General features: G+C 46.3%; 9 protein-coding genes, 1 tRNA gene and 1 other RNA gene. 5 read left to right on the plus strand and 6 right to left on the minus strand.

Annotated elements, in window-relative coordinates:
• The first annotated feature begins 159 nt into the window (after nucleotides 1-159).
• Nucleotides 160-231 (plus strand) — tRNA-Glu (locus EYS05_RS00565).
• Between the two features lie 226 nt (nucleotides 232-457).
• Nucleotides 458-1,621 (plus strand): ComEC/Rec2 family competence protein, encoded by a 1,164-nt coding sequence (locus tag EYS05_RS00570; protein WP_138276344.1) that lies wholly within the window; start codon nucleotides 458-460, stop codon nucleotides 1,619-1,621.
• 71 nt (nucleotides 1,622-1,692) lie between these two features.
• Here EYS05_RS00570 and EYS05_RS00575 read toward each other — a convergent pair whose 3' ends face one another.
• The 5 genes from EYS05_RS00575 to EYS05_RS00595 are packed head-to-tail and all read right to left on the minus strand — an operon-like array spanning nucleotide 1,693 to nucleotide 9,199.
• Nucleotides 1,693-3,846, minus strand: coding sequence for an RNA degradosome polyphosphate kinase (locus EYS05_RS00575; RefSeq protein ID WP_138276345.1), 2,154 nt, complete (start codon nucleotides 3,844-3,846; stop codon nucleotides 1,693-1,695).
• 16 nt (nucleotides 3,847-3,862) lie between these two features.
• Nucleotides 3,863-5,398, minus strand: coding sequence for a Ppx/GppA phosphatase family protein (locus EYS05_RS00580; RefSeq protein ID WP_118513710.1), 1,536 nt, complete (start codon nucleotides 5,396-5,398; stop codon nucleotides 3,863-3,865).
• A 34-nt stretch (nucleotides 5,399-5,432) separates the two neighbouring features.
• The gene (locus EYS05_RS00585; protein ID WP_330575514.1) at nucleotides 5,433-6,752 is read right to left on the minus strand and encodes an ATP-binding protein; all 1,320 of its coding nucleotides are present in this window, start codon (nucleotides 6,750-6,752) and stop codon (nucleotides 5,433-5,435) included.
• 21 nt (nucleotides 6,753-6,773) lie between these two features.
• Entirely contained in the window at nucleotides 6,774-7,904 is a 1,131-nt protein-coding gene (gene pheA, locus EYS05_RS00590; RefSeq protein WP_118608260.1) for a prephenate dehydratase, read from the minus strand.
• On the minus strand, nucleotides 7,901-9,199 hold the full coding sequence (locus tag EYS05_RS00595) for a bifunctional folylpolyglutamate synthase/dihydrofolate synthase (protein WP_118513712.1): 1,299 nt from the start codon (nucleotides 9,197-9,199) through the stop codon (nucleotides 7,901-7,903). Before EYS05_RS00595 ends, pheA begins: the two co-directional genes overlap by 4 nt.
• 252 nt (nucleotides 9,200-9,451) lie before the next feature.
• Between EYS05_RS00595 and EYS05_RS00600 the strand changes: the two genes are divergently transcribed.
• From EYS05_RS00600 to EYS05_RS00610, 3 genes are all read left to right on the plus strand, one after another.
• Nucleotides 9,452-9,853: a putative ABC transporter permease gene (locus EYS05_RS00600; RefSeq protein ID WP_022426606.1), complete on the plus strand. Its 402-nt coding sequence runs from the start codon at nucleotides 9,452-9,454 to the stop codon at nucleotides 9,851-9,853.
• A gap of 69 nt (nucleotides 9,854-9,922) precedes the next feature.
• Nucleotides 9,923-10,846 (plus strand): aspartate carbamoyltransferase, encoded by a 924-nt coding sequence (gene pyrB / locus EYS05_RS00605; RefSeq protein WP_118513714.1) that lies wholly within the window; start codon nucleotides 9,923-9,925, stop codon nucleotides 10,844-10,846.
• On the plus strand, nucleotides 10,840-11,277 hold the full coding sequence (locus EYS05_RS00610) for an aspartate carbamoyltransferase regulatory subunit (RefSeq protein WP_118513716.1): 438 nt from the start codon (nucleotides 10,840-10,842) through the stop codon (nucleotides 11,275-11,277). The genes pyrB and EYS05_RS00610 overlap by 7 nt, the downstream gene beginning before the upstream one ends.
• 183 nt (nucleotides 11,278-11,460) lie before the next feature.
• Here the strand turns inward: EYS05_RS00610 and rnpB are convergent.
• An RNA gene (gene rnpB / locus EYS05_RS00615) (RNase P RNA component class A) lies at nucleotides 11,461-11,811 on the minus strand.
• Nucleotides 11,812-11,815 lie beyond the last annotated feature (4 nt).

Raw genomic sequence — 11,815 nt, forward strand, 5'->3', positions numbered from 1 at the left:
TCAATAGATTTTTCCGTCAAAAAAAATGTCAAAAACAGAATGAAATTTTTTTTCAAAAAAGTGAAAAAAGTGCTTGCATTTTGCAAGAAAGTATTATATACTAACGAAGTCGGTTGCGGAAAACAACAGAAAGCTAACGCAAACGACACAAATGAATATGGCCAGTTGGTCAAGGGGTTAAGACGCCGCCCTCTCACGGCGGAAACACGGGTTCGATTCCCGTACTGGCTATTAGTTGAAAGCAGTTAGGATTTTTATTCTGGCTGCTTTTTTTGTGATTGTTATACTTCATTTTTTCCTGTTATCGCGTTCAAACTTTATTCCGAACGTTGCATATAAAAATCTCGTTCTTCCTGTTTATCTGTTTTCTGTATTTTCACATATATTATTTTTGCATTTCTTTCTCTTCTGTTTTATAATTTCCCCTGAAAATACTTAAGATAAGGGGTGACTTCTCATGCATCACAAACGTTCTTTTCGCAGAAAGCTGCAGACGTTTTTTCTTTCTCTGCTGCTTGTTCTGCTGACAGTCGCAGGAGTTCCCTCTGCTGCTTATACAGCTGAGGCTGCTTCTGCTGACACAACAATGGCTGTACACTTTCTGGATGTGGGGCAGGGGCTTTCGATCCTGGTCCAGTCACAGGGGCAGAATCTCCTGTATGACGGCGGTGACCGGGAACATTCCAGTTTCGTGGTTTCCTATCTGCAGAAGCAGAATATTTCCATCATCGACTATATGATCTCCTCCCATTATGACGAGGACCATGTGGCTGGTCTTGTAGGATGCCTGGACAGCTTTTCCGTAAAAAATGTGATCGGTGCAGATTATGTACAGGATACAAAAATCTATCAGTCTTTTGAAAACAGTGTTGCCGCTCAGGGATTAACTGTGCAGCATCCGGAGCCCGGAACGGATTTTGCTTTCGGAGGCGGGAAATTTACAGTTCTTTCTCCTCAATCGATCAGCAGCAACGATAACAACAATTCTGTTGCGATCCGGCTGGAAAACGGAAACAACCATTTTCTTTTTACCGGGGATGCAGAATCTGCCGGGGAGGAAGCGATCTGCAATCTGGGACTTGATCTTTCCTGCGATGTGATCGTTCCGGGACATCACGGTTCTGCCACTGCCACCACCTGGGATCTGCTCCAGCAGACTGTTCCGGAATATGCCGTGATCAGCTGCGGCGCCGGTAATTCCTACGGACATCCTCATAAGGATACCATGGATAAACTTGCTGATATGGGAATACAGGTATTTCGTACTGATAAGCAGGGCACGGTGATCGCAGTCAGCGACGGAAGCAATATCCAGTGGAACCAGAGTCCCTGTAATGATTATTCTGCCGGAGATGAATCGGATACCGGCACACAGCCTTCCTCCGCTTATAAGGATTCCGGTGCGTCCGGCTATGGATCTTCTGCTTCGGCTGCTGCAGATCCTCAGACCGGAGTGCAGGCTGATCCGGAGTCAGTGGGTGATATGGTCTGGATCTCCGCTACCGGGAGCAAGTACCACCGGATCCCTAACTGTGGAAATATGAATCCGGATAATGCCACAGAGATGACACGCTCCCAGGCTGAAGCTGCAGGGTATGAAGCCTGCAAGAAGTGTTATTAGAAACGTCCGCAGGCGCGCTGACGCAGGACAGCCTATCATAAATCGATATGACAGGCTGTCCTTTTCTTTTACTATTTTATAATATCCTCCGCCGGTTCAGCCGGTACGAAAACTCTCTTCTTTTCTTTTTTCTCCTTTTTTGCTGCCCTGGCACGCTCGGTAGCCTCCCTGCAGAATTCCATCTGGGAATTTATCAGCGTTTTGCCACGTTTGTCCTGCTTCTCATACAAACCGGAGGGCTGCAGGATATGTGCTTTTACATTGTCACGGAATTCCAGATCCAGCACATGCATGATCTCTTCCTTGATCCGCTCATCTTCCACAGGGAAAACAATCTCCACACGACGATCAAGGTTACGCGGCATCCAGTCCGCACTTCCCATATAGATTTCATCGGAACCGCCATTGCGGAAATAGAAAATACGGCTGTGCTCCAGGAAATTGCCGACGATCGAACGCACGTGGATATTTTCGCTGATACCCGGAATGCCCACCTTCAGGCAGCAGATGCCGCGGATCAGAAGATCGATCCTTACGCCACAGGAAGAAGCATAATACAGCGCTGCTATGATCTCAGGGTCACACAGAGAATTCATCTTTGCCGCAATGTGAGCCTCTTCTCCCTTTTTCGCATGCTCCGCTTCTCTTTCGATCATTTTTACAAAACGGTCCTTCATCCAGATCGGCGCAACGATCAGGCGATTCCAGCGCTTCGGCTCGGAATATCCGGAAAGCATGTTGAACACAGCAGTTGCATCCTCTCCAAACCGTTCGTCACAGGTAAATATACCGCAGTCTGTATAAAGCTTGGCTGTGGAATCGTTATAGTTTCCGGTTGCCAGATGCACATATCTGCGGATCCCGTTTTCTTCTCTTCTCACAACAAGAGTGATCTTACTGTGTGTCTTCAGCCCCACCAGACCATAGATCACATGACAGCCTGCCTTTTCCAGCATTTTTGCCCAGACGATATTGTTTTCCTCATCAAAACGCGCCTTCAGTTCTACAAGAACGGAAACCTGCTTGCCGTTTTCTGCGGCTTGAGCAAGTGCCGCAATGATGGGTGAATTGCCGCTGACGCGATACAGAGTCTGCTTGATCGCCAGTACATCCGGGTCCTTTGCCGCCTGACGCACAAAATTCACCACCGGATCAAAACTCATATACGGATGATGCAGGAACACATCACCCTCCCTGATCACCTGGAAAATATCTTTGTCATTCTGAAATGCCGGCACTGCTGCCGGTTTGTATTTCGGTTCCTTGAACTGATCGTATCCGTCAATACCATAAACCTTCATCAGCATGGTCAGATCTAGCGGTCCGTTGATAAAAAAGATATCATCTCCATGAACCTGAAACTCCATTTTCAGAATATCCAGAAGCCGCGGATCCATCTTATCTTCCACTTCCAGGCGGATCACCTCTCCCCACTGGCGCTTTTTCAGCTGTTTCTGGATCTCAACCAGAAGATCCTCTGCTTCATCCTCGTCAATAGGAAGATCCGCATTACGCATGATCCTGTACGGATGGGCACAGATCACATCATAGCTTAAGAACAGCTTGTCGATGTTGCGCTCAATGATCTGTTCCAGAAGTGTTACGGTTGTATGGCCTTTTTTTTCAGATGGAATGATCACTACTCTTGGAAGTACAGAAGGCACCTGTACAGTGGCAAAATCAATCTCTTCTTTTCCTTTTTTGGTATCTTTTTTGGAAAGAAGTGCTCCGATATTCAACGTTTTATTACGGATCAAAGGAAACGGTCTGGAAGAATCCATTGCCATTGGTGTCAGGACCGGATATACATTGTCCTCAAAATACTGATCCACAAACTCTTTCTGCTTCTCGGAAAATGCCTCGTGCTCAAAGATCACATGAAGTCCTGCTTTTTCAAGTGCAGGAATCAGAGACCGGTTTAATGTACTGTACTGTACGTGAACAAGCTCATGTGTCTGCCGGCTGATGGCTTTCAGCTGTTCCTTGGCTGTCATTCCTGCAATATCTGTTTTTTTGTACCCTGCATGAACCTGATCCTTCAGGGATGCAACACGGACCATATAAAATTCATCCAGATTGGATGAGGTGATACTCAAAAATTTCAGTCTCTCAAACAGAGGCAGATTTTTGTCTCTGGCTTCACTGAGCACACGATCATCAAATTTGATCCAGCTCAGTTCTCTGTTTACAAAATACTCCGGTTTATCAAATTCCTTAAATTTCATACAAAAGCCTCCTCCGTTATCTTTTTCCCTTCCGTCTCATTACAAGCCGGATGCCAAACACCTCTTCAAAAAATTCCTTTTTATCTTTCAGAAGCCCCAGCTCCAGCGAAACATCCCTTGCGGAATCCACCACCAGGTAAAGAATCCTGTCTTTTAAGGTTACATTAAGCGCTTTTACCTTCTGGTAATGGCTTCTGTCCATAGCATTGGCCAGACGGAGAATTGCGGTCAGCTTCGCAGTCAGGAGATAATTTTCCCTGCTCATGGATGTTTCACGGTTGATCTCTTCGTAGCAGCCGAATTCTCTGGTATTGTACCTTACCGCACTGGCGATCACCTGCCGCTCCTCTGTGGAAAGACCTATGATCTCCGTAGCCATGATGATCCGGTAAGAGCATTCTGCCACCTCACTCATACTGATATATTTTCCGCAGTCATGAAGAAGAACTGCGATCTGCAGAAGAAGCCGTTCACGTTTTCCCATGCCGTGGATCTTCCTTGTGCTGTCAAAAATATCCAGTGCCACATCGGTAGTTCCTGCAATGTGATTCTTTCCGCTGGAATACCTTTTGGCAATGTTCCTGGATGCCACCAGGATATCATTTTCAAAATTATGTACACTTTTCAGATATTTATTTTTTTCCGCATGGTCATAGGCGATCCCGTCCAGAAGAGAAACACCCGGGATCCAGAGTGCTTCTGCCTGAAAGATTTCTATAAAGTTTCGAATGATAACCATGTTCGGCACGATCAGAGACGCATATTCCGGTTCCAGCTCCATGGATTCGGCAAGGTCATGATCGGACATGTTTACAATGGTCTCGTATTTCTTCAGGAATTCCTCCTTTGTAATGATATTCTCTCCGGATCTGTCCTGAAAGATCGTATCTGTGAGAAAATCTCCCATCAGGATCAGATTGGAGATTTCCTTGTCTTTAAGATAAAGGCGTTGAAAGCTTATCAGATCATTTCGGATAAATTCCTCTATCAGCCGGTCATAATGTGGAGTTGTTTTCTCCAGTTCTTTCAGACGTTCGCGGATACGAAGACTTCCCATACGGATACTCTGGGTCAGCACCAGAGCATCTTTGTCAAAGAGAGAAATCTGCAGATTTCCTCCTCCGATATCCAGGATCGCCGTACCCTTCTGAATAGCCTTTTTGAAGCCGGATTCAATGGCAGCAATGGATTTATATCCCAGGAAATGCTGTTCCGCATTACTCAGGATCTCTACCCGGATACCAGTTCTCTGATAGATCTGCTCCAGGATGATCACCGGATTTTCCAGCTCACGGAGAGAGCTTGTTGCACACGCACGCCAGCTTTCCACCCCAAATTCAGCCATCATGCGTTTAAAATCATTAAGGATCCCGCAGAGCTCATCCACAGTCTCCATCTCCAGCCGTCCTGCAGCATAAGTTCCACGGCCCAGCTCCAGCTGGTAACGGACATCATTGATCTCCCGGAAGCCGATCCGCTTTGACATTTCAAAAATCTTCATACTGACTTCATAGGAGCCTATATCAATTGCTGCAAAGGTTGTCACCGCCATAGTTTTTCATCCTTTCCCCCAATACACAGGTAAACTATTTCTTTTTTTCTTCCTCTGTTCCCACAATGTAATCAATAAACTGCTGCGCTGCACGTCCGGTCAGTCCCCCGTGAGAAATCTCCCACTGGTTGGCTTTCAGAAGCAGTTCCTCCTCCGGCATGGTAACTCCATAACGGGCTGCCAGTGTACGGACGATCTCCTGGAACTGTTTTTTGTCCGGTTTGCCAAAGTAGATACGAACCCCAAAACGATATACCAGAGAAAGCTTCTCCTGTACGGTATCGGAGGAATGCAGATCATTGTCATCTGCGATCTCCAGCTTGTCTGTGGCACGCTCACGGACAAGATTACGCCGGTTACTTGTGGCATAGATCAGGACATTGTCCGGTTTTTTCTCAAGCCCGCCCTCGATCACTGCTTTCAGGTATTTATATTCAATTTCAAATTCCTCAAAGGAAAGATCATCCATATAAATGATAAAACGATAGTTACGGTTTTTGATCTGGGCGATGACTTCATTAAGATCCTGGAACTGATGCTTATAGGCCTCAATGATACGAAGTCCCTGATCATAATACTGGTTCAGGATTCCCTTGATACTGGAAGATTTGCCGGTTCCCGCATCGCCAAAGAGCAGACAGTTGTTCGCCTTTCTCCCCTGTACAAATGCCTCTGTATTATCAATGAGCTTTTTCTTGGCGATCTCATATCCTACCAGGTCATCGATCTTCACATGTGCGATTCTTGTGATAGGCTGGATCTCCACCTTTCCCTCTTCATCGTGGCCGATACGGAATGCCTTATGAAGGCCAAGCTTGCCAACACCGAAATCTTTATAGAAGGATACCATGTCATCCATAAATTCTTCGGTTGTGGTGGCTGCTGCCAGGGTTTTGCTCATCTGGCAGATCCGGTCACGGATCCTGGTGTTAAAGAGCTTGCTGTTCTCATCCGGTGTCTGGTAATCACAGATCACCCTGCAGCATACAGTTCCGAACACTTTGTCAAAGACCGTGATGTCAAAATCATACAGTTCCTTGAAAATCTGGAAATCATTTTTTGCCAGGTCATTAATGCTGCCCTTGATCGCTCCCCGGATCTCGCTTGCCATACTGAAAGCGTTCTCATGATTTACCAGAAGGAATGTAAGATATGTATGCCAGATATTTCCGGAAAAGCCGTACATTCCTGCCAGCTCCACCAGCCCGTTGACACTTTTGAAAAACTGGTCTTCTCTTGCCTTGAGTGCTTCTTCATCAGATTCATAAAGATTGATAAGCTCTGCCATATCGTTCAGTATCTCGCCGTTTGAAAATTCACGGTAAAGGATACATTCCTGAATTCTTGCCAACATAATAATTAACTCCTCTGTATCTTAATAATTTCCAAGAACACGGAGAACATTCGCCTCCGCCTCGATTCCTCTTAACGCATTTTCCACAGCGCTTTCGCCAAGCTTCCCTGTGAAATCCACGAAGAAACGGTATTCCCAGGATTTTCCCGGAATCGGACGGGATTCGATCTTGGTCATATTCAGACCGTTGTAAATGATATGGGAAAGCATGTTGTAAAGAGTTCCGCTTTCATGAGGCAGTTCAAAACAGATGCTGATCTTCCCGGCCTTTTCCTCATATTCCGGTTTCCTGCTTACAATAATAAAACGTGTGGAGTTTGCTTTTTCTCTGCAGATATTTTCTGCAAGGACCTTCAGACCGAATACCTCACCAGCCTCACGGCTTGCGATAGCTGCCACACCTTTGTCTCCCACTTCACTGACCTTTTTTGCCGCTCCTGCGGTGTTTTCCACTTCTTTCTTTTTCCAAGAAGGGTTTTCCTCCAGAAACGCTTTGCACTGGGCAAGTCCCTGGGGATGAGAGCATACTTCCCTGATATCCTTGATCTGTGCATCCGGCATTCCCAGAAGCACATGATCCACACGGATGATCTGCTCGCCCACGATATACAGCTTGTATTCCATAAGAAGGTCATAGATATCAGCCACGATACCTGCAGTAGAATTCTCAATAGGAAGTACCGCATAATCGGCCTTGCCATGGGTTACATCCTCCATAGCTGTCCTCCATGTTTTTACATGGTAGCTTTCAATATTTTTTCCAAAGTACTGCCGCATAGCCGCATAGCTGTAAGCTCCCTCTACCCCCTGAAACACAACCGTTGCGTTTTCAAGGGGAACATGCTTCACAGTTGTGAAATTGCGCTCTCCGTAAATCCCATGCTCTGTCAGCAGCTGGTACTGTCTCTTACGGCTGATGGCCATGATCTGACGGAAAAGCTCCTGCACGCCGAGGCTGTTAAAGTCTCCGTGAGCCTTGTTTTTCAGCGTATGGATCTTCTGGCTCTCACGTGCCGGATCCAGTACCTGCTTACCGGTTTTTATTTTATATTCAGCGACTTCCTCACTCACCTTCATTCGTTTTTCAAAGAGACGTACGATCTCACTGTCGATCTCATCGATCTCGTCTCTGTATCTTTCCAAATCCGTCATTGGTTTCCTCCGTTATGGTTCCTGATAATTTCTGTAAGGTTCCCCAGGAACGCCAGGGAACCAAAAGCAATGATCACATCCTCTTTTCCTGCCAGATGATAGGCCTCTGCCACTGCAGCTTCGATGTTGTCAAAGGGTCTTACATCAGAATGAAATTCCCGCACCGCATCTGCCAGTTCCTGCGGGGTCAGAGCCCTGGGGTTATCCGGTGCCGCAATCGTCAGGATGGTATCTGCATATTTTTCTGTTTTCCGGATGACCTTTCGGTAATCCTTGTCACGGAACATTCCCATGATGTAGATGATCCTTTTCCCCTTAAAATACCGCTCAATGGACGCAGCCAGCATGTCTGCTGCTGCAGGGTTATGAGCTCCGTCAACCACAAAATCCGGTTCTGTCCCGAGAAGTGCAAATCTTCCTGGCCAGGTGGTACGCTTCAGTCCATCCTGTCTCTGGACCAGTGTTGTGGGATATCCCTGTTCATTCAGGATTTCCAGTGCCCGGAGCGCTGCCACCGCATTCTCTTTCTGATAGGCACCTGCCAGGGATATTGTATATTTTTCTCCTTTATAAAGAAAGGTCTGACCGGTTATGGATGCTTCCAGTACCTCTGCGCTGTCCCGGTCTGCTGCCTCGTACGGCACATTCTGTTCTTCACATATTCTCCGTATGACCGCCTCTGCCTCCGGCTGCTGCTTTACAGTTACCATATGACTGTCCGGTTTAATGATGCCGGCCTTTTTTTCTGCTATCTCGCCCAGGGTATTTCCAAGAAATGCCGTATGATCCATACTGATGGATACCAGAATGGAAAGAACTGTAGTACGTATAATGTTGGTGGCATCCAGATCGCCGCCCATACCAACTTCCATTAATACCAGATCGCATTTCTCATCCTGAAAATAAAGAAATGCGGCTGCAGTTTCAATTTCAAATACTGACGGATGCGGTTTTCCCTCTTTTACGATCTCATCGATCACCTCCGCGATCCTTGTCACATATGCTGCAAATTTCTCTCTGCTGACAGGTTCTCCGTTAACCTCCATCCTCTCTCTGTAGGAATAGACCGCCGGGGAAATATATCTTCCGACCCGGTAACCTGCACCTGATAAAGCGGAATACAGATATGCGATCACCGAACCCTTTCCGTTAGTTCCCGCTACATGAACATACTTCAGTTCATCCTGGGGATTTCCAAGCCGCCTCATCATCTCTCTCATATTTTCCAGGCCCAGAACAATTCCCTTTTTCAGTTCCGCGGCTCTGATGTAGGCACGACTTTCTTCATAATTCATCGTCTGTTTTCTCCTTCCGCATGTGTTGATAATCCATTACTGCTTTTTCACTTTGCAGTAATAATTTTGTTCATTATAACCCACGTGTATATTTTTTTCAAGGCAGGGAAGGCTATTAAAGACGCTTTTCCACGTTAAATATATGTAAAGTCCAGGCGGATATTCACAACCCCGCAGGGAACTTTCTTAATCCAGTTAAACTAACATTTTCCGGAAAGCGCAGGATTTCTGCTGATGAGAAGGAGCTTTAAAATGCAAAAGAAGGATTTTTTTCTGTGCGGTTTTACAGGCTGGTGTCTGGAGATCTTATGGACAGGACTGCACTCTCTTGTCACCGGACATTTTACTATGATGGGCAAAACCTCTCTTCTGATGTTCCCTGTTTACGGACTTGCAGCACTGATCCGTCCGGCTTACTACAAGCTTGCCCGCTTTCCGGTTATGGTACGGGGGATCATTTACAGCTGCGGGATTTTTTTCGTGGAATTTTTAAGCGGATCTTTTTTTCAGAAGCTTCACATCTGTCCCTGGGATTATTCTCATGTTCCGCTTCAGTATAAAGGAGTGATCCGACTGGACTATGCTCCTCTGTGGTTTTTTACCGGTCTCTTTTTTGAATGGCTTCTTCGACAAAATCCTCGGAAAGTCTCTTGAAAATCTCACAGTTATATTATATGATAATTGGAAGGAATCTTATTTCCAGTAAATAATTGGAGGTACAACATGAGACATTTAATGAGTCCTTTGGATCTCTCGGTCGAAGAGCTTGATAAGCTTCTGAATCTTGCCGACGACATCGGGAAAAATCCAAAAAAGTATGCGCATACCTGTGATGATAAAAGGCTTGCGACATTGTTTTACGAACCAAGTACACGTACACGTTTAAGCTTCGAAGCAGCCATGATGAATCTTGGAGGAAAGGTTCTCGGTTTTTCTTCTGCTGATTCCAGCTCTGCATCCAAAGGCGAGAGCGTTGCCGATACGATTCGCGTTGTTTCCTGTTATGCAGATATCTGTGCTATGCGCCATCCGAAAGAGGGTGCTCCGCTTGTAGCTTCTATGTCATCCAATATTCCGGTGATCAATGCCGGTGATGGCGGCCACCAGCATCCTACCCAAACATTAACCGATCTTTTAACTATCCGTTCCCTGAAGGGCAGACTTGACAATATTACCATCGGCCTCTGCGGTGACCTGAAATTTGGTCGTACCGTTCACTCTCTGATCGAGGCTCTGGTCCGTTATGAAAATGTGAAATTTGTTCTGATCTCTCCGGAGGAGCTTCGTATTCCAAGCTATATCCGTGAGGATGTTCTGAAACGCAACAATGTCGAGTTTGTCGAAGAGGAACGTCTGGAGGATGCACTTCCGGATCTGGATATCCTGTACATGACTCGTGTTCAGAAGGAACGTTTCTTCAACGAAGAGGATTATGTCCGCATGAAGGATTTCTATGTTCTGGACAAACAGAAAATGGAGCTTGCACCGAAGGATATGTATATCCTTCACCCACTCCCACGTGTTAACGAGATTTCTGTTGAAGTGGACTCTGATCCGCGTGCCGCTTATTTCAAACAGGCCCAGTATGGTGTGTATGTCCGTATGGCCCTGATTCTTACATTACTGGAGGTGGAACTGCCATGTTAAACGTAGGTGCTCTTCGTGAGGGTTATGTTCTGGATCATATCAAAGCCGGCAAAGCAATGACGATCTATCACGACCTGAAGCTGGATAAGCTGGATTGTACGGTTGCTATTATCAAAAATGCCCGCAGCAAGAAAATGGGAAAAAAGGATATCATCAAGGTTGAATGCCCCATCGAGGACCTGGATCTGGATATCCTTGGTTTTATCGATCATAATATTACCGTAAATATCATCAAGGACGAAAAGATCGTTGCAAAGAAAGAGCTGAAGCTGCCGAAGCAGGTTGTGAACGTGATCAAATGCAAGAATCCTCGCTGCATTACTTCCATCGAGCAGGGACTGGATCAGATTTTTGTTCTTGCAGATGAAGAGAATGAGGTTTACCGGTGTAAGTATTGTGAGGAGAAATATCGAGGTAAACGGAATAAATAGGGATTCAGGGATTCCTGCGGGAATTATTGACAAACGGACGCGTACGGCTCCTGCGAAGGCCTGAATATCGAAGCGGGGACCGGGCGCTGTGTTTTCATAGAAAAGTTTTTTACAAAAAAGCAACTGACATTTTACAGAACATATCTGCAAAACACAGTTGCTTTTATTATGTGCTTATTATCATACACAGTCAGACCGATAAGCCGGGTTATGTCGTTGGGTGATCATCTATCTAGGCCTTCCGTTGCCAGAAGGCTCCAGCGACCTACCTGAAAGCACGACGGGCCGCCGTATGGCTTTCTTCTCGGTCTTGCTTCGAATGGAGTTTACATGTGCCCGCTCTGTTACCACAGCGGCGGTAGTCTCTTACACTGCCTTTCCACCCTTACCCCGCAAAACGGGGCGGTTTATTTCTGTTGCACTGGTCTGGGAGTTACCTCCACCGGACGTTATCCGGCATCCTGCCCTGTGAAGCCCGGACTTTCCTCGTCTGGACCCTTTCGTCTGTCCAGCCGCGATCACCTGGCCTGGCTGCGCA

The organism is Blautia sp. SC05B48, assembly GCF_005848555.1.
GTDB lineage: Bacteria > Bacillota > Clostridia > Lachnospirales > Lachnospiraceae > Blautia_A.